At 57.8% G+C, this 18,585-nt stretch carries 18 protein-coding genes; 4 read left to right on the top strand and 14 right to left on the bottom strand.

The genetic code is table 11. The features are described 5' to 3' along the window. Nucleotides 1–64: 64 nt before the first annotated feature. From IBX51_RS04650 to IBX51_RS04595, 12 genes are all read right to left on the bottom strand, one after another. Nucleotides 65–1,198 (bottom strand): hypothetical protein, encoded by a 1,134-nt coding sequence (locus tag IBX51_RS04650; RefSeq protein WP_291829158.1) that lies wholly within the window; start codon nt 1,196–1,198, stop codon nt 65–67. Next, the gene (locus tag IBX51_RS04645) at nt 1,191–3,704 is read right to left on the bottom strand and encodes an ABC transporter permease (RefSeq protein ID WP_291829156.1); all 2,514 of its coding nucleotides are present in this window, start codon (nt 3,702–3,704) and stop codon (nt 1,191–1,193) included. The genes IBX51_RS04650 and IBX51_RS04645 overlap by 8 nt, the downstream gene beginning before the upstream one ends. Next, nucleotides 3,701–4,387, bottom strand: coding sequence for an ABC transporter ATP-binding protein (locus IBX51_RS04640; protein ID WP_291829154.1), 687 nt, complete (start codon nt 4,385–4,387; stop codon nt 3,701–3,703). Before IBX51_RS04640 ends, IBX51_RS04645 begins: the two co-directional genes overlap by 4 nt. Before the next feature lie 9 nt (nt 4,388–4,396). Continuing rightward, nucleotides 4,397–5,053 (bottom strand): outer membrane lipoprotein-sorting protein, encoded by a 657-nt coding sequence (locus tag IBX51_RS04635; protein ID WP_291829152.1) that lies wholly within the window; start codon nt 5,051–5,053, stop codon nt 4,397–4,399. A 92-nt stretch (nt 5,054–5,145) separates the two neighbouring features. After that, nucleotides 5,146–5,271, bottom strand: a complete 126-nt coding sequence (locus tag IBX51_RS04630; RefSeq protein ID WP_291829150.1) for a hypothetical protein — start codon at nt 5,269–5,271, stop codon at nt 5,146–5,148. Between the two features lie 73 nt (nt 5,272–5,344). Beyond that, on the bottom strand, nt 5,345–5,995 hold the full coding sequence (locus tag IBX51_RS04625; RefSeq protein ID WP_291829229.1) for an isoprenylcysteine carboxylmethyltransferase family protein: 651 nt from the start codon (nt 5,993–5,995) through the stop codon (nt 5,345–5,347). After that, the gene (locus tag IBX51_RS04620; protein ID WP_291829148.1) at nt 5,988–6,203 is read right to left on the bottom strand and encodes a DUF2933 domain-containing protein; all 216 of its coding nucleotides are present in this window, start codon (nt 6,201–6,203) and stop codon (nt 5,988–5,990) included. Before IBX51_RS04620 ends, IBX51_RS04625 begins: the two co-directional genes overlap by 8 nt. 244 nt (nt 6,204–6,447) lie before the next feature. Next, nucleotides 6,448–8,724 carry a heavy metal translocating P-type ATPase gene (locus tag IBX51_RS04615; protein ID WP_291829146.1) on the bottom strand — a complete coding sequence of 759 codons (2,277 nt, stop codon included), beginning with the start codon at nt 8,722–8,724 and terminating at the stop codon, nt 6,448–6,450. Continuing rightward, nucleotides 8,724–8,951: a hypothetical protein gene (locus tag IBX51_RS04610; protein WP_291829144.1), complete on the bottom strand. Its 228-nt coding sequence runs from the start codon at nt 8,949–8,951 to the stop codon at nt 8,724–8,726. Before IBX51_RS04610 ends, IBX51_RS04615 begins: the two co-directional genes overlap by 1 nt. A 161-nt stretch (nt 8,952–9,112) precedes the next feature. Then, nucleotides 9,113–9,850 (bottom strand): copper resistance protein B, encoded by a 738-nt coding sequence (locus IBX51_RS04605; protein ID WP_291829142.1) that lies wholly within the window; start codon nt 9,848–9,850, stop codon nt 9,113–9,115. Then, nucleotides 9,847–11,595, bottom strand: a complete 1,749-nt coding sequence (locus IBX51_RS04600) for a copper resistance system multicopper oxidase (protein WP_291829140.1) — start codon at nt 11,593–11,595, stop codon at nt 9,847–9,849. Before IBX51_RS04600 ends, IBX51_RS04605 begins: the two co-directional genes overlap by 4 nt. A gap of 13 nt (nt 11,596–11,608) precedes the next feature. After that, nucleotides 11,609–12,145 (bottom strand): cupredoxin domain-containing protein, encoded by a 537-nt coding sequence (locus tag IBX51_RS04595; protein WP_291829227.1) that lies wholly within the window; start codon nt 12,143–12,145, stop codon nt 11,609–11,611. Between the two features lie 207 nt (nt 12,146–12,352). On the opposite strand from IBX51_RS04595, the gene IBX51_RS04590 reads away from it, so the two are divergent. The 3 genes from IBX51_RS04590 to IBX51_RS04580 are packed head-to-tail and all read left to right on the top strand — an operon-like array spanning nt 12,353 to nt 15,284. Then, nucleotides 12,353–13,021, top strand: a complete 669-nt coding sequence (locus IBX51_RS04590) for a response regulator transcription factor (protein WP_291829138.1) — start codon at nt 12,353–12,355, stop codon at nt 13,019–13,021. Further along, complete coding sequence (locus tag IBX51_RS04585; protein ID WP_291829136.1) at nt 13,005–14,360, top strand: ATP-binding protein; 1,356 nt, start codon at nt 13,005–13,007, stop codon at nt 14,358–14,360. The genes IBX51_RS04590 and IBX51_RS04585 overlap by 17 nt, the downstream gene beginning before the upstream one ends. A 12-nt stretch (nt 14,361–14,372) precedes the next feature. Next, nucleotides 14,373–15,284: a cation transporter gene (locus IBX51_RS04580; RefSeq protein WP_367166339.1), complete on the top strand. Its 912-nt coding sequence runs from the start codon at nt 14,373–14,375 to the stop codon at nt 15,282–15,284. A 42-nt stretch (nt 15,285–15,326) separates the two neighbouring features. On the opposite strand, the gene IBX51_RS04575 is transcribed toward IBX51_RS04580, so the two are convergent. Next, nucleotides 15,327–17,003, bottom strand: a complete 1,677-nt coding sequence (locus IBX51_RS04575) for a M12 family metallo-peptidase (protein ID WP_291829134.1) — start codon at nt 17,001–17,003, stop codon at nt 15,327–15,329. Between the two features lie 113 nt (nt 17,004–17,116). Here IBX51_RS04575 and rrtA point away from each other — a divergent pair, with 113 nt between their 5' ends. Then, nucleotides 17,117–17,698 carry a rhombosortase gene (gene rrtA, locus IBX51_RS04570; RefSeq protein ID WP_291829132.1) on the top strand — a complete coding sequence of 194 codons (582 nt, stop codon included), beginning with the start codon at nt 17,117–17,119 and terminating at the stop codon, nt 17,696–17,698. On the opposite strand, the gene IBX51_RS04565 is transcribed toward rrtA, so the two are convergent. Continuing rightward, nucleotides 17,661–18,584, bottom strand: coding sequence for an AEC family transporter (locus IBX51_RS04565; RefSeq protein ID WP_291829131.1), 924 nt, complete (start codon nt 18,582–18,584; stop codon nt 17,661–17,663). The genes rrtA and IBX51_RS04565 overlap by 38 nt on opposite strands. Nucleotide 18,585 lies beyond the last annotated feature (1 nt).

Below are 18,585 nucleotides of genomic sequence, written 5' to 3'. Positions count from 1 at the left end.
CGATTGCCTTCACCTGGAGGCGATCGGCCATTCCGATCTGCGGCTCCCGGCCGACAGGTATTGTTCAGAAAAACCACTGTACCTCCATCAGCCCCAGCGGCTCCAACCTCCCGTATTCACTGTCGTCGTCACCTCCGAACCACTGGACTCCCGCCGTAAGATAAATTTCCCTTTTCACTGGCAATATCCATGTGGACCGGGGGTAAAGTACCCAACTGGCATCATCGGCATTGCGGATGGCCACCACGCGATATTGCCAGAACGGATTGATATCCTGCCATGCCATCAGCCCGGTATAATGGCGCCCGGTATACAGTGGGTGGGTGGAAACCAGCCTCAGGAGGTCCAGATTACCCGGCGGCGCGGGCTGACCGTTGTAGAAATACTCCAGTGCCAGGTTGAAGCCGTTGCGAAACGCCCAGTTCAGATCTGCCACACCCTGCCAGTAACTGTCGCCAATATCTGCTTCGCTCCAGACGAGCTCAGTACGCCAACCGGTGCCGGCCACTGAGCCGCTGCCGCTGGCGCCCGCTTTGGTCGTGCCGGCAAAATCGCCGATCATCACACTGGCATCGACCCCGGCAACAAAACGCTTTGCCCTCGCCGCCGTGCTGGCTGCTTTGCCACTGTGTTGCGGTGCATGAATAGCGCTTATTCGGCCGGTGGTCCCCCAAGAGCTGTCCCATAGTATGGCGTCCACACCAATTCGTTCATCAGGTTCCAGATTGAGGGGGCTGACAGGGTTGAGGATGTCCATGGGGTTCCAGATCAGGGCCGTGGACCAGTTCACCTGTTGGCGCCCAAACCGGAAATCCCCGGCTGGCGAGCGCCACTGAATCGTGCCACGGTAGAGCTGATGACGCACCAACACATCCCCTGACTCATACACGTCGCCCTGAAGATCCCAGTAGCGTGGATCGGGAACCTCTCTGAGCAGGGCGAATTCCGGGCTGTCCAGAAAACTGCCGGTCACCAATTCCAGGTCGTAGGCCGCATCCAGAACCCAGTTTTCATATCGATAGCGGGGTTTCAGACGCAGGCGGGTAAGGTTCGAGAAGTAACGATCGTCATCAACCAGCGAGCGCGACCCGGCACTGAGGTTCTTGAGCGATCCGGAATGGCTGAAGTCAGCCACAGCGTTCGAAGCCAGCATCAGCCAGGCCAGGCCCACCGCCACCAGTGGAGTGCGATCAACCATGCCGAATGGCCTCAACCGGGTCCAGTCGTGAGGCCCGCCACGCCGGGTACAGCGCTACCAGCACGGAGCACAGGAACAACAGCAGGCTGGGAAGCCAGACATGATCGAAAATCAACACCGGATAGATGCGGTCGGTGATACCGGGGATGGCTTCCAGAGAGCGACTGACCGAGGACAGATCAATACCGGTCTGGCCAAGCCAGAACACAAGCAGGCCGCCAACCACCGTTCCTGCCACCATACCCAACACCGCAAGAAAGATTGCCTCAAACAGAATCGTCAGCTGTAACTGTCCGCCCCTCGTACCCAATGCCAGCATAACGCCCAGTTCCGGGGTACGCTCCATCACCGACATCACCATGGTGTTCATGACGCCAATCGCGACCACCACAAAGACCACCGACAGAATGAGGTAGAAATCCACCTGGCTCATTTGCACCATCTGCACAACCACCGGCAGCAAGGTTTCCCAGTCCTGGGCCACCAGCCCGTGGTTGGCCAGAGGCGACGACTGGTTCAGAGTCTGTGCCAGGGCCGCACTGTCTGAACGATCTGACAGTCTCAGTACGATCCGTGAAGCTTCGTATTCCTGCAGGCCGCCCAGGTTTCGGGCAGCATTGATGTCTATAAAAGCATACTCTGTGTCGAAAAGGTCACTGCCGGTACGGTAGATACCGCGAATGGCCTGGGCACTGGAGGCAAGATCTCCACCAGCCTGCTGAACCGTGATCACCAGTTTATCCCCTAACCGGGCATTCAGCTCCTCGGCCAGCTTTTGGCCGATCACAATCCCGTTCTCTCCAGATTGAACGTAAGCACCCTGCATCATATACCCGAAAAGCCCGGTAACGGCCTTCTCCTGTTCCGATTCAATACCCACCAGTTCTACCGGGAGGCTTTTCCCGGGGTTTGCCACCATGGCTCTGAGCACCACCCGGGGTGCGGCGGCTTCGACGTCTGGCCGCTCCTGCAGTCGCTGGTGCAGCATCTGGCTGTCAGCAATGCGCAGGGCCGGCGAGAGATCGACGTTGTGCCCTTCCTCCATCACCTGAACATGCCCGCTGAGCTGTTGCGTCGAGTTGTGGATCATCTGCTCGAAGAAACCATCAGCGAAGGCGTACAGAAACAGATAGGCGGCCAGCCCGAACGCGGTAGCCGATGCCGTAATCACTGACCGGCGTGGATTACGGAATACCGAGCGAAGGGCCATTTGCGCAAAAATCAGCAGCCGGTGGTCAGATGTCACTTCCCAATGGATTCTGCGGATACGATTGATCACATTGCGCCGCGCCCCCATCGCCTCCAGCGGGCTGTTGCGGCTGGCTTTCCAGGCCGGGAGCAGTGCCGCCAGCAGGGCCACCGACACAACCACGATGCCAATCACCACCAGGCGAGAGAATTCGATGGCGGGATAGACGATGCTACTGAGCCCCGGCATGGTATCCATGGCCTTGATATAGGCACTGAAGTCCAGCCCCCGAAAACCGAAGTAGCCGGTCAGTGACAGCCCAAGCACCAGCCCCAACAGGTAACCCAGGCTGGCCAGAATCGTCGTTTCCAGGAGCACAAGCCAGATAATCCGGCTGCTGGGCGTACCCAGGGCCATCATTACACCGAATTCCCGACCACGTTCCAGCACCGACATCAGAATGGTATTGACGATGCCGGCCGCCACCACCACAAACACCACGAAGATGACGATGTAGGCGACGGCGTCGTGAAATGCGACCATTTGCACCAGCGAAGGCATCAGCGCCGGCCAGCCCAGGACTTCCACATTGCGCTCCAGCAGTTGGTTCTGCAGCCTTCCAACCACCGCTTGGAGCTGGTCAGAGTCCTTTACGCGGGCGGCCATCTCGGTAAACCGACCGTCAAAGGCATACAATGTCTGGGCGGATGCCAGGGGCATCTGGGCTACAAAGCCATCAATACGTTTGATGCCGGTTTCGAAAACACCCACCACCTTAAACCGGTCTGCGCCAATGGAGCCGTCCGCGGCCTGGACCACCAGCACCAGTTCATCTCCCGGGGAGGTACTCAGGGCGCTGGCGGCGTCCACGCCCATAACGATCTCATTGTCCCCCTCCAGATAGCGGCCGCGAATGATCGACCGATCAAGCCGGGTTACCTGCGTCTCTGTTGTGCTGTCGACCCCCATCACCTGCAAGGCCCGTGACTGGTCGGCATGGCTGGCCAGCGCATTGCCCGTCACCCTGGGCGTGGTCGCCGCAACACCGGCTACGGATAGCATTTCCTCAGCAAGGTTCCAGTGCTCGGCGATGGCAATGTTCATTTCCCGGTCGTCGTGAAATCCACGCTGATGCACTTTCAAGTCACCGGTCACATAACCGGTCATATTGTTGACCATCTGGGCATTGATGCCGTCAATAAAAGCCCAGAGAAACACCAGCCCGCCCACACCTACGGCGATCGACAACAGCGTAATGCCGGTACGACGACGATTGACCCGAAGGTTGCCAAACGCCAGTCGCAGCCACGCGATCACGGTCGCATCTCCTCTCGCTCAACGCCGCCATCCCGCATATGAATCACCCTACGCGCTCGCTCCATCACCATCGGATCGTGGGTGGAAAACACAAAGGTAATACCATGCTCCGCATTCAGCCCGCGCATCAGGTCCAGCAGCGCGGCACCGGTCGCGGAGTCGAGATTGGCGGTGGGCTCATCAGCCAGGACAATGGCAGGTTTGCTCACGATGGCCCTCGCCACCGCCACACGCTGCTGCTGACCGCCGGAGAGTTCGTGAGGCAGACGCTGCTCCATTCCCTGCAGCCCAACCTCCGTAAGAATGCGCCGGGCCTCGGCTCGTCGTTCCCGAAACGGAACGCCGCGAAGCATCAACACGTACTCCACATTCTCCTGAGCCGACAGCACACCGATCAGGTTGTATTCCTGAAACACAAAACCGATTTTCCACAACCGCAAAATGGTGCGTTTTTTGCGGCTGAGTCCGGTGATTTCTTCACCCGCCACTTGAATGCGCCCTGCATCCGGTTCGTCCAGGGCGCCGATCTGGTTCAACAGGGTGGTCTTGCCCGACCCTGAAGGCCCCACCAGTGTGGTGAACTCACCGGGCTCAATGGCCACCGATACGTCATTCAGGGCTTTGACGGCGATGGAATCCTGCCGGTAAATCCGCGATACATGCTGCACATTGACGATGCTCATAGCGGGAACTTATTCCGGGTTGCGCAGGCGGCGCAGTGAAAACAGCGCCTCGTCCATGGGAACATCGAATTTGATAGATTCAATAAGGATGACTGTGCGGGCCGTGGGTTTATCCGCGTCGACCATCGTCCAGCGAGTCGGAATCCGGCGCCCGTCCATGGTTTTTACCTGATCATAGGTCAATCGTTTGACGATCTTGTTCCGCTCCCCGTAGTAGGCTACGGCCACGGGAATCGCATCCGCACGGATCTCGAATTCAAGCCGGCTCCAGACCACCGGCGCGTTGGGCCTCGGCATTGAAACAACCCGGTAGACCGTCACCTCGCCAGAATCATCGACCCCGGCCAACTCATGGGTGTAGTCGTCAACGAATGAGCTTTCCTTCACCAGATCATCGTTACTGAAATTGGACCCCATCCATGGCTGCAGCATCATTGACGGCGGAATCTTGATGGTACGATCCACTTTTGGGAGGTAATTCCACATGGCGTCGCCGATTCTCAACGAACCAATACCTGCCTCTTTTTTCGGTGAGTGAATGCGAATCAGGGTGTGCTCCGGCCGATCCATCCAGGCCTCCAGCAGCAGCTCCCGGGTCCAGTATTCGCTTTCGATACGCATAAGGTACTGACCATGATTGCTGTCTGACCAAAGGGTCTGTTCCATACCTTCGATCAAAGAAACAGCCGAAGGCGTGCTCGCCAGAAGAGGGGCAGAAATCAAAGAAAACAAGAGAAAGCAGGAAAGCCTGTAAGAAGTCACAGATCGTCCATCCGCTCTATCTGCCGGGCGAGGCGTATGGACTCGTTCGTTTCCACCTCCAGTAGTCCCTCCAGCAATTCCCGGGTCGATTTAATCAGTTCACCAATCGTTCTGATTTCCATAATGATGTTCTCCTACTGGTTTGAACGTATCTCGTAAGCTATGTGATTCCAATCAGGCCCCTTAACCATAAAGCTATATCGGGCGCCGAAAATTCTGGAGCCGTGGAATAAACCTCGGTGTTTTAGCCGCATAGTCTCGCCACGCCTCCCCAAACTCTTTCTCGATATCTTTCTCCTCATGAATAGACAGACGTGAATACATCCACAGGAGCACCGGAAACATTGCCAGGGTAAGCAGCGTCGGCCATTGCAGCAGAAAACCAAACATGATCAGTACAAACCCGACATATTGCGGGTGACGAACCCAGGCATAAAGCCCACCGGTGGCCAGTTTGCCCACTTTCTGAGCGGTGTACAGCGCGCGCCAGCCGGCCGCGATCAGATAAAATCCAACCCCGATAAACGCCGTGCTCAGTAAATGAAATGGCCCGAAGTGCGGAGACCCCTGCCACCCGAACAACATTTCCAGCAAGTGCCCACTGTCATGAGAAAACCAATCCACATCCGGATAACTGCTTTGCAGCCAGCCAGCGAGAAAGTAGATGGTTAAGGGAAAGCCGTACATTTCAGTGAACAATGCGACCAGAAATGCGCTAAAGGCGCCAAACGAGCGCCAGTCGCGCTTCGTTTTAGGCTTAAAAAAGCTGAACGCAAAAAAGATAAAAATAGCTGAGTTCAGGATTACGAGACTCCAGAGCCCGTAGTCACTTGTTTCGTTACTCACGGTGATCTTCCTTTTCTGAGCCCTGTTGATGTCCTGAATGGCCTCCCCCATGACGGCCATGCATGAATATATGCATCAATGGGCAAAGCAGCAGAACCAGCCAGGGCAACGCACCGAGAATGTGGACTTTGTGTTCGCCCCACAGAAGCACCAGCGCGATCACACCGAAGAACGAAAGGGTGATCCAGTATCGACGGCTAAATTTCATAACGAATTCTCCTGAAGCTGTGACAAGCAATGTTGACTCACCAGCTCCTAAAACCAAGTGATAAGTCTAGGTAATCACAGCGGTCTGAATTCAAACTGAATGCTTCAGTCAGTTCGGAGAACGAGTTGATCTCAATCAATTCCTGGGCGAACTTCGGGTATCTTCCCGACTTCGCCCGCTGCTTTCAGAACGAAAATCAGACCGATAATGGTGATAAGTGATGCCGCCAACCACTGCTCACCATTTAGCGGCGCTCTTTGTCATAACGCCGCCTCAGCAACATCGAATTACCAATCACCGAGAGCGAACTGGCAGTCATTGCCACCACACCGATCATCGGGTGCAACAGGCCGGACGCGGCGATGGGAATAGCGGCGACGTTATAACCGCTGGCCCATATCAGGTTTTCAACGATCTTCTTGAAGGTGGCACGGGACAACACCATCGCGTCTACAACACCAGACAACTCGCCACGCACCAGTGTTACGTCGGCGGCTTCGATGGCCACGTCCGCGCCGGCGCCTATGGCAATACCCACGTTCGCCTGTTTCAGCGCGGGAGCGTCGTTGATACCGTCACCCACCATGGCGACGTGGTTGCCGTATTTTTTCTGCAACTCCCGGATGGCGTCCACCTTGCCCTCGGGCAATACGCCGGCACGCACCTCATCAATGCCGACTTCTTTGGCAACGGCGTTAGCGGCACGCTCGTTATCACCGGTAATCATGACCACGTGCAGCCCGTGCTCATGCATGGCTTTGATGGCGGCGACCGATTCATCCTTCAGTGTGTCGGCAACAGCGACGATGCCACAGGCCTGGCCATCCCGGGCAACGATCACGGCGGTTCTGCCTTTGCTTTCAAGCTCTTGAAGATCGTTGTCCAGAGCGTCCAGCCCCGCCACCCCGTTCTCTTCAAGTAGCAACCGGTTGCCAATCAGTACCGACTGGCCTGAGACCACGCCTGAGACACCACGGGCACCGGTGGAACGAAAGTCAGACACATCACCGGGTTTAACACCGCGTTCCCGGGCACCGTCTACAATGGCGCGGGCGATGGGATGTTCCGAAGCGTTTTCCACGGCCGCAGCCAGTTCCAGCAGCTCGGTTTCCGATACTCCGGAGGCGGCAACGGTTTCGGTCAGTTTTGGCTCACCCCGGGTAATCGTCCCGGTTTTATCCAGCACCATCACCTTGATGTCTTTGAAGGTCTGGATAGCCTCACCCGAGCGAATCAGGATGCCGCGCTCGGCACCAATGCCCGACCCCACCATCAGGGCCGTTGGCGTGGCCAGTCCCAGAGCACACGGGCAGGCAATCACCAACACCGCAATCGCCGCCAGGATCGCCAGCACCGGCGTCGCCGCCGTCGGATCTACCCAGGGCAGGAATCCTGCACCCCATTCAAGGATCGGGCGCAACGTATCGGCGGCGAACAGCCAGGCCAACAGGCTGCCCAGCGCAATAATAAGAACCAACGGCACGAAGCGACCGGTCATACGGTCGGCAAATTCCTGGATCGGCACCCTGGAGCCCTGGGCCTCGTCGATCAGTTTGACCACCTGGGCCAGGAAGGTATCACCACCCACACGGGTTGCTTTCACCCTCAGCCGCCCTTCTTTATTGATGGTCGCGCCGATAACCGTATCGCCGGTGCTTTTATAGACCGGAATGGACTCGCCCGTGGCGATGGATTCATCCAGGTGACTCTCGCCATCGACAACCTCTCCATCGGTGGGCACCTTATCGCCGGGCCGCACTACCATGATGTCGCCGGGCACCAGCTCCTTCACGGGAATTTCGATTTCTTCGCCGTCCCGCTCCACACGGGCGGTCTTGGCACCGAGTGTCAGCAACCTGCGGATCGCCTGAGAAGCCTTACCCTTGGCTTTGGCCTCCAGATACCGGCCAACCAGGTGGAAGGTCATAATGGTCGCCGCCATCTCGATAAACGATGTCATCGGATACACAAAGCCCACCAGACCAATAATGAACGGCGGCAGGCTGCCCATTGAGATCAGCACGTCCATATTAAAGGTGCCGTTCTTCAGGGAACGGAAAGACGCCTTATGGGTCGCTGCGCCACCGAACAGAAACACCACCGGAAAGGCCAGTACAGCAACAATGGCCAGATACCCCGGAATAGGCTGCCAGAACATGTGAGGTATCATCAAAAGCATGATCAGAGTGGTCGGCACCGCCGCTATCCAAAGCCGGCGAACGGCCTGCTTCAGATATTGTTCTTCGTCTTCCGCTTCGTTGTCCGGGTTGGCATCGGCTTGCGTGTTTACCCGCGCCACATCGTAGCCGGCACCCTCCACCGCGCGTTTCAGGGCATCTCCATCCGGGCCGTCAGCGCCGGTGGTCACATGCACCTTATGGTTGGCAATATTGGTGGTAACGGCTTCGATGCCGTCCAGGCGGTTCAGAGTTTTGCTGACAATACCGGCGCAATGATTCGATCCCATCCCCGGGACCGTCAGTTCATAGACCCCGGGTTTTGCCGTTGACATGTCCTTCATCAGGCATCACCTCCACTTTCCTTGACACCCGGCCAGTCGGAGAAGGCCAGGAAATAAAGCAGGACCAGATTAACCACCGGGATCACAATCAGAATACCAAGCCAACCGGGATACCCGGTGCGCTGACAGATGCGCCAGGCTGGAATAACCACCGCAATTGCAATCACCAGCATCCAGAGCCAGTGGCCTGCCCACATAGTGTAGCCGTACATGTTGTCGTGCATCATGACAAGTCCTCCTTTGGTGACATACCACCATCCCAACAGGTGAAACTGAAACTAGCCTGAAAAAGGGTAAAACAAAGGAGGCTTATTTATTGGACGTGACTTGTATCAATTGCAGAAGCAGGAAACGGCCCGGCTGGGAACCGGGCCTTTGAGCAGAAAGTTCAGAATGCCAGCCGCGCGCCGACCACGGCAAACCAGTCCTCGGTACCCCCGCCGCTGGCGCGGGCGAGATCGGCTGTGTCGCCGTATTTGCGCTCGTGAACCACGCCCACATAGGGTGAGAAGGAGCGGTCGATCAGGTCGTAACTCAGCCGCAAGCCGACTTCTGTCGAGTTGATCCCTTTACCCACGCCGATTTCCCGGTCTTCAGAGAACGCCAGCAGGGTTTCAAAGGTGGCGGAGACAATCCAGTAATTGGTGATCAGCAGCTCATACTCAGCCTCGAAATCCACCGAAGCATCGCCCTCGTCACTGACATACAGGTTGGTGTCGATTTCAAACCAATACTGCGCCAGGCCCGTCAGCCCGATCACGCCATAAACCCGGTCCGGGCCCTCAGGCGTATCGATGCGGATACCCGCTTTGGCATCCCAGAAATCACTGACCGGGGTCTGGACCAGAAGCTGGTTTTCCAGGGTTTCCCAGGCGTTGTGGGCTTCCTCCCACTCCCCCGTGAACTGCCACCGGAATTTCAGCTCGTCACTGCCGTACCAGGCATCAGTCTCAATCACCGCCAGCTTTTCATCAGAGTCGCTGTAGCGGTACTCGAACTTTTCAGCACTGACACCCCAGAACGCATTGACACTGTGCGCATCAATCGCCTGGTCTGCCAATACTGCGGCGGGGCCAAGCAAAGTCAGAGCAGAGACCCGGGCGAGCCATGGGTTACACGTTTTCATGCGCCACCTCCCTGCGGTTTTGTATTTCCGGCGGCGACTTCTTCATCCGGGCCGCCCTCAACCACAATCTTGCGGAACATACCGGTCGCTGCATGATAAGACAGATGGCAATGGAACGCCCACTCACCCGGTGCATCCACCTCGGTTTCCATGTACACCGTGGTCGCCGGTGCCACGCTGATCACGTGCTTGATCGGATTCCACTTGCCGGCCCCGACATCGAGAATCGACCACATACCGTGCAGGTGCATGGGGTGTGTCATCATGGTTTCGTTCACAAACTTGAACCGGACCCGCTCTCCGTATTGCAGTACAACCGGGTCGGCATCCTCGTATTTGACGCCGTTAATGCTCCACTCGTAACGCTCCATGTTACCGGTCAGCCGCATTTCGATTTCGCGGGTTGGCTCACGCTCGTCATACAGCGGGCTTTGTGCCCGGAGATCGGAGTAAGACAGGAACTTACCGCCATTACTGGCCGTTGGCAGCAAGCCACTGCCGCTGGCGTAGAAGGGGTCTTCCGGAAGGCCACCACCGTGGGCAGAATGATCCATGCCACCCTGGCTCATACTGCCATGATTCATCGCGCCATGGTCCATCGAGCCCTGATCCATGTTGCCGTGATCCATGTTGCCATGGTCCATCGCGCCATCGTTCATGCTGCCATGATTCATTGAGCCGTGGTCCATATCACCATGATCCATGTGGCCAGCCATATCCGCCATGGTCAGCATCGGCGCTTTACGCAGCTCCGGCACCTTGGCGACCATGCCCTCGCGGGGTGCCAGCGTGCCGCGGGCGTAGCCAGAGCGGCCCATGGACTCGGCAAAGATGGTGTAGGCCTGTTCATCACGAATGTGCACGATCACGTCGTAGGTTTCCGCGACACCAATCCGAAACTCGTCGACACTCACCGGCTGGACGTTGTTGCCATCGGCCTGGACTACCGTCATCTTCAAGCCCGGAATACGAATGTCAAAGTAGGTCATGGCGGAGGAATTGATAAACCTCAGGCGCACCCGTTCACCGGGCTTGAACAGCCCCGTCCAGTTCTGCTCCGGGCCCTTGCCATTGATCAGGCCGGTGAAGCCCTGAACATCTTCCACATCCGCCTTCATCATGCGCATCTGGCCCCACATCATGCGATCGCGCAGGGTGGCCATAAAGCCTTGCTCGCGGGATTCGGTGAAGAAATCCATCACCGTTTGCTGCTGGCGGTTGTAATAGTCGGGCGACGACTTCAGGTTGCGCATGATGCGGTCGCCCGCGTGCGGGTGCTTATCTGTCAGCTGCACCACGTACTCACGGTCATACCTGAACGGCTCCCGGCCCTTTGGCTCGATAATGATGGCACCATAGGCGCCGTCCGGCTCCTGGAATCCCGAGTGGCTGTGATACCAGTAAGTGCCGGCCTGCACCGCCGGGAAGCGGTAGGTAAAGGTTTCACCTGGTTTGATGCCGGGAAAGCTGATGCCGGGCACGCCGTCCTGATCAAATGGCAGGATCAGGCCATGCCAATGTATGGAGGTTGTCTCTTTCAGATTGTTGGTGACGTTGATCACCAAATCCTCACCTTCCTTGAAGCGGAGAACCGGGCCCGGCGAACTGCCGTTGTAGCCAATGCCTTCTTTGACAAAATCGCCGGTATCAATCTTTACCCGATCAACCGTAAGATCGAACTCGCCCGCCAAACCCATAACGGGCATCAGCAGGGCCAAGGTGGCCGCAATCAGGCGCTTGGTCATAGTGCTACTCCCGTTACTGTTGGAACTTTACATCGCCGTACATACCCGCCTGGTAATGACCGGGCACATTACATGCGAATTCCAGAGTCGCATCACCGGAAAAACGCCAGACCAGTTCCCCGCTTTGGCCGGCCTCCAGCAAAACGCTGTTCGGGTCGTCGTGCTTCATCGAATGACCATCGCCCATATCCATTTCCATCATCGCGTGGTTGATCGTTCCACCCTGGATCACGCCATGCTTTACCATCATCGTCATTTCCGCCTGATGGGCTGCGTGCGTGTCGGCGGTGCCAATATTAAACTCGTGGACCAACTGCCCGTGATTCTCCACCACAAAGCGAACCACTTCGCCCTTTTGTACGTTGATGGTTTCCGGCTCATAGTAATTGTCATACATGGCCACCGTGATGGTGCGGGTGGCTTCCGAGGCGTCTGCCGGTTCGCCAGTGGCGGCCCCTGCCCCGTGTCCATGGCCGTGGGTACCGGCGCCGAAGGCGGTGAAAGATAAAGACAGTGCCGCAGCGGCAATGACGTACTTTGAATGTTTCAACATAACAACTCCTTTACGTTATCGTTGTTGGAGTGCAGTAAAGCTGGTGATCGCACTCGAGTGATGTCTGAGCAGCTGCTACCATGGCCCACTAACCTGAATTCTTTCTGAAAAACCGGATTAAATGCTGTTCAGGCTCAATTCAGATTGCGTGGGCATAGTATTGGTGAGAATCAACAGGCAACGGAGCAGGATGGTGCGCACCAGATGAGATTACTGTTGGTAGAGGATGACCGGCTGTTGGCCGATGGGTTGTCACGGCAGCTCGAGAAAGCCGGCTTCAGTGTCGACAGTGCCCAAACGGCACGAGACGCCGGCACATTGGGCTCTCAGGAGAGTTATCGCGCCTGCGTGCTGGATCTGGGACTGCCCGATGGCAACGGTTTAACGGTGCTGAAACAATGGCGCGCCAATCACATCAACTTCCCGGTTCTTATCCTGACTGCGCGGGGCGACTGGCAAGACAAGGTCGACGGCCTCAAGGCAGGCGCCGATGACTACCTGGCCAAGCCCTTCCAGACCGAAGAGCTGATTGCCCGCCTGAACGCCATCATCCGGCGTAGCGAAGGCAGGGTGTCTTCCTCGGTCAAGGCCGGGCGGTTTGAACTGGATGAAAACCGGCAAAGCCTCCGGGCAGACGACGGCACCGAGCACAGTCTGACCGGCACCGAGTTTCGTCTGCTGCGCTGCCTGATGAGCCGGCCGGGCCATGTCTTCTCCAAGGAACAGTTGATGGAGCAGCTCTACAACCTGAACGACAACCCCAGTGATAACGTGATCGAGGCCTATATCCGCCGATTACGGAAACTGGTCGGAGCCGAAACCATCGCCACCCGCCGCGGGCAGGGATACCTGTTCAATGAAACCAGCCTCTAAGCCGGCATCCGTCAGAACCACTCTGCTGACGCTGCTGCTGCCGTCCGGCATTGTTTTGATGGCCATCGCCTGGATCGTTCACGGTTTGCTACTCGACAGGATGTCACGGGGATTTGTGGAGAGCCGGCTGCACGACGAGGTAGCATTCCTGGAATTGCAGGTTCGCCAGTCCGAAGGCCAGCTGGAGCAGCTGCAAACCGGCGATTATTTCGAGAAAGTCTTCCATCATGCGTTTGCGCTGAACTCACCCACCGAAACCACCATCAGCCCGGATTTCTGGGCCCCGGTGCTGTCGCCCTTGTTCTCGACCGACCAACAAGGCGCCATCAGGGTTCGGGACTCGTCCATACCGGGCGCACCATCAGACATCCTCGCCTACCGCCGCGAACTCGATGTTGGCGCGGTGCCTATCGTGATTATCGTTGCCGAAGATATGGATGTGCTCAGGGCAAGCCAGGCCGAGTTACATGTCTGGACAGCGATTGTCTCTACCCTTCTGATCCTGCTGCTGGTCGCGGTTATCTGGGTGGGCATTGCGCTGGCACTGAGGCCGGTAGCATCGCTGCAGGCTGCCCTGAAAAGCCTTCAGGAGGGGAGCATTTCACGCATCAGCGTTCGCACGCCGGAGGAGTTCAGGCCTTTGGTAAAACAACTCAACCAGCTACTGGATTCCCTGGATCAACGGCTGGAGCGTTCCCGGAACGCACTGGGCAACCTGTCTCACAGCGTAAAAACCCCGATCGCGGCGGTCAGACAGATACTGGAAGACAACGGCCGGGCCATCGATCCGGCATTACGCGCTGAAATGGCCAACCGCCTGATTGACATCGACAAGCAACTCGAAGCTGAGATGCGCCGCAGCCGGTTTGCCGGGCCGCAGGTTGGCAAAAGCGCCGAGCCGGTAAAACAGGCCCGCGACCTGCTCTGGATGCTGGGTCGTCTTTACCCCGAAAAGTCGTTTGAGCTGACCACCGAACTGGCCGACGATCACCGATGGCCTGTAGAGCAACATGATCTGAACGAAATTCTGGGCAACCTGCTGGACAACGCCGGCAAGTGGGCACAGGAGTGCGTGGAATTGCAGCTTGCGGAGCAGGATAACGACGCCGTGATTGCGGTTGTTGACGACGGCCCGGGCGTTCCCGAACAGCAGTTATCGTCGCTTGGCACCCGTGGCGTCCGGCTGGACGAGCAAACCCCCGGTCACGGGCTGGGGTTGGCCATTGTCCGAGAGATCACCCATCGCTACGGGGGCCACCTCAAACTCGGCAGCGGGCCGACGGGCGGCTTGACGGCGCACATCCATTTTCCGAAATCCGACGCCGGTAACACCGATTAACTGGAACCAGGCATGAGCAACAATGGCAAAAATAGCTGCGGCTGCAACGCAGGCACTGATACCCGGCAAGAGACAGATGCATCACCCGCACCTCAGTCGTCCGCTGTAAGCGGCGAGCGGCTGAGCATTTACAACATACCGAAGATGGACTGCCCCTCGGAGGAACGGATGATCCGCCTGGCTCTGAACGGAGCAGACCAGGTGCAGGCACTGTCTTTCGATCTGCAAAAGCGCCAGCTTGAGGTTATTCACAACGGCGAGGCGGCTGATATCACCGGCACACTCACCCCCCTTGGACTGGGGGCAGTATTACAGGAAACCCGCCCGGCAGATGCCGAGGCTCTGAACGCCGCCAGCCGTGCCGCACCTGACTCAGCCCGGGAAGCCAGCACCCTTCGCATTCTGCTGGCTATTAACGCCATCATGTTTGTGGTGGAGATGACCGCCGGAATCATCGCCCAATCGACTGCATTGATTGCGGATTCCCTGGATATGTTTGCCGATGCCGCCGTGTACGGCCTTGCCCTGTTTGCGGTTGGTCGCAGCATCAAACTTCAGGTGCGAGCCGCCCATGTTGCCGGCGTGTTGCAACTGATTCTGGCGCTGGGCGTGCTGCTGGAAGTCGGCCGGCGCTTTGTGTTTGGCAGCGAGCCGGAATCCACGACGATGATGCTGGTTGCCCTGATTGCCCTGGTTGCCAACACGGCCTGCCTGCTGCTCATTGCCAAGCACCGCCATGGTGGTGCCCATATGAAAGCCAGCTGGATCTTCTCGGCCAACGATGTGGTCATCAATGTAGGTGTGATCGCAGCCGGAGCCCTGGTGGCGTGGACAGGTTCCAGTTATCCGGACCTGGTGATCGGCACCCTCGTGGGCCTGATCGTGCTGGGCGGGGCACGCCGGATTCTGGCACTGAAGGCATAGGAGGCGGGCAGAAGCGGGTTTGTTCCAGGGTGACATAGCCCTTTACATCCCGGGACTGCCAGAAGGCCCTGGCCTCCTCCCCTGCTGGCGCCACTTCAGAGCACCAGCCATCGCCGCCAGCACCAGCCAGCCAAACCCCATGCTGCCACCACCGCTGCTGCCGCCGGAACCCACTGAGGCGTTATTGCCTGTCTGGTCCGGGTCGGCACGAACAATGGTATCGCCGTCGCCCGTCTGCTCACCGCCGCTGTCTGGCTCTGATTCCGTGGCTGGTTCTACGGCATATCGACTCTCCAGCCGGTTATTCTCAGGTCGAATATCCAGTACCTCGCCACTCAGGCTGATCAGGGCAACTCGCTGGGAAATCACCAGCTCCTCGCCGGTACCGGACACGCCCTGAACAACCAAAGCCATATCGCTGATGCCGGGAATAATGTCTTTGCAGCGATACGTGCTTCCATCCGTTTCACAGGCAGCGCCATCAAGGGTCACCAGTTCAAACGCGGCGCTTTCTCCTTCAATCTCGCCGGAAACCTCCAACCAATCAGCCGATTGAGACGCCTGCTCATAGGTCACATCAAAGTAGGCAACAAAGTTCTCTGCGGCAGCCAACGCCTCCGGATTCGATTCTCTCTCAGCCATAGACGCATCGGCGGGGAAATTGAAGCACTGCTCCAGAGATGTACGATTGTTGATAGTGGATATAAAGCTGGACTGGGAGCAGGAGGAAAAGGTGCTTGCGGTTGGTCTGGCGAAGGGGCTCATGATAAAGCTGTCGCCACAGCTGTTGCCATCGCCATCATGCAAAGAACCGAGGTTATGGCCAAGCTCATGGGCGACAACAACGGCGGTGGTGACGTTGGAATTGGTATACCGGGAAACCCCGGTTCTCGGCCCTGGTCCGCCACAAAAGGAACCAACGAAAGCTACGCCCGCGGTGTTGCCATCAAAGCCCCTGCCCGTAATCAGGTGAAACAATGCCTGGCGGCTCTGCTGAAAAGGCAGGCTACCCGCCAGAACCTTTGCACTGACATCGTTCAACAAATCGCTGGCGCTGCTTGAGGTAGTGAATACGTCGGAGTCGAGGAATGTCATGCTCAGGACATCCAGCCCGATACCCAACTGCTCGAAATAAAAGCCCTCCACTATGTTCAGAATGCTCAGGGCCCGGTCCAGATAGTCACCCGGGAACCGGTCCTGAAACTGCCGATCAAACGCCACCTCCAGCTCCAGCAGCAGACAGGCGCCCGCCACCCGGTTCTCACACAGGCTGTCATAACTGGCAGACACGGCCTGCGCCATCATCGGCGACATGATCGAATCCGGGGAAATTTCTGCCTCGGTGTGAGCGTGGTCCAGGCCGCACTGGGGCGCACTCTGGAAGCTGAAGCTCTGATTGGCTAACTGGTTGCGCGAAGAATCACCGCCCACTACGTGCATTCGCCCAAATACGAAGGCCAGCCCCTCCCAGCCGCCGTCGAGGCGGGAGACCCGCACCCAGCTTTCTGAATCTTCAGCGAGTTTTCCACGATAGTGGCGGCCCTGGCTCTGATTCTGCTGTGTGCCCAGAGCCGAGGCCAACCGTTCATTGCCAGTCAAGGCAACGTCATAGCTCTGGCCATCGATCCACAACTGCAGTGTTTCCGATGTTTCTGCGTTAGCCGGCAAGGTCATCATCAGGAACACGAAGGTGGTCATCAAACGGAACTTACGTATCACAAGGAGCAGCCCTTTCTGTTCAGCTTTCAAGATTTCGCGCAAACTAGAGACAGTAGAGCCGGCAAGCCAGCCAGTTACCGTAACAATCTGTATTTATGAGGAGTACGTCCCGCTTGGGGTATCGAACAGTTAACAAGCCTGCCCTGGCACTGATGATTCTGCTGGCTGCCCTGTTCCTGGTGCCGGCCGGCAGCCTTGAGTGGCGGCCAGACCTGGCTCGCTCGGGCGAATGGTGGCGACTGGTCACCGGCCATCTGGTTCACCTGAACGGCTGGCACCTGGCACTCAACCTTGCGGGGCTTGCCTTGGTGCTGACCCTCTACCCGCGAGCGCTGCCATTTCGACCCCTGGCACTAGCCCTGATCTGGCTGACGATGTTTATTTCCGGCGGACTTCTGGTTGTTACACCAGACCTGCCCGGCTACCGGGGCTTTTCTGGCTGCCTGCACGGGCTGATTGCGATCTTTGCCATTCATGGTTTTAGGCGCGAGCGGGTGCTGTCTGCCAGCATTATGGCCCTGCTGACCGGCAAACTGGTGATGGAGTCAACCGGGCTGGGCCTGACCGATACCGCCACCCTCATCGGAGGGGCCGTGGTTTGGCAGGCTCACGCCCTGGGCTTTGCTGGAGGGACAGTCTTCGCTGGGCTGAGCCTGCTTACGCTCCGAACACCCAGGCAATCATCAGCGGAATAAAACCGAGCGCAAACAGCGTGCTGAGCAGTGTGGTGCCGGCCGCCTGTCTTGGGGCCGCGTCCAGCAGGGTGGCAATCACCACCGTATTGGCCGCTATCGGGGTGATGGAAATCAGGAAAATGGCCTGGTGCACTGCCAGGTCGTAAATACCCAGCACGTGAGCATCCAGCCACCAGAACGCCAGGGCCAGCAACGGCCAGCTGACAAACTTGCCAAAGAAGGCCAGACCGGTGAACACCGGATTGCCAGCCAGACCCCGGAAACTCAGTATGCCCATGCCAATAATCATCATCCCCAGAATGCTGTAGGCGCCGCGCAGGTTATCAAACAGCGGCGTAAACACCGATGGGATCGACACCCCGGACAGATTCAACGCCACCGCCGCGGCAAATGCATACACCGACGGCAGCCTTGCCACCCGCACCAGCGCAGCACGGATGCTGTACTTGCCCCGCGCCGCCAGATAGAAACCAACCGAATTCTCGAACAGCGTGGTGCCAAGCATGCAGACAATGTACAGCGCCAGCCCCTGCTCACCAAACAGCAACAACGCCACAGGGATGCCGAAGTAGCCGGTGTTGCCCGTGCCCACCGACAACGGAATGATCGGCGCGCTGCCATCGGTCAGCACCTTGCGGGCAATGGCCAGATGCACCAGGGCAATGAAGGTACACAAGCCAAACACCAGCGCCGGCAGCAATATCACCTGCGGCGTCAGCGGCGCCGCCATCACACCCGAGAACACCACCGAGGGCGTTACGATGTAAAGCATGATTCCGGCGATATGTTTGCCACTGGCCTGCAGATAACGCCCGGCAATCCAGCCAAGAGCGACCGTTACATACAGAGGAATGAGCTTGATAAACAGAGCCAGAGCGGCCGCCATG

This window comes from Marinobacter sp. (assembly GCF_014859525.1).
GTDB lineage: Bacteria > Pseudomonadota > Gammaproteobacteria > Pseudomonadales > Oleiphilaceae > Marinobacter.
The sequence above is the reverse complement of the archived record's forward strand: the minus strand, read 5'-3'. Positions and strand labels throughout refer to the sequence as shown.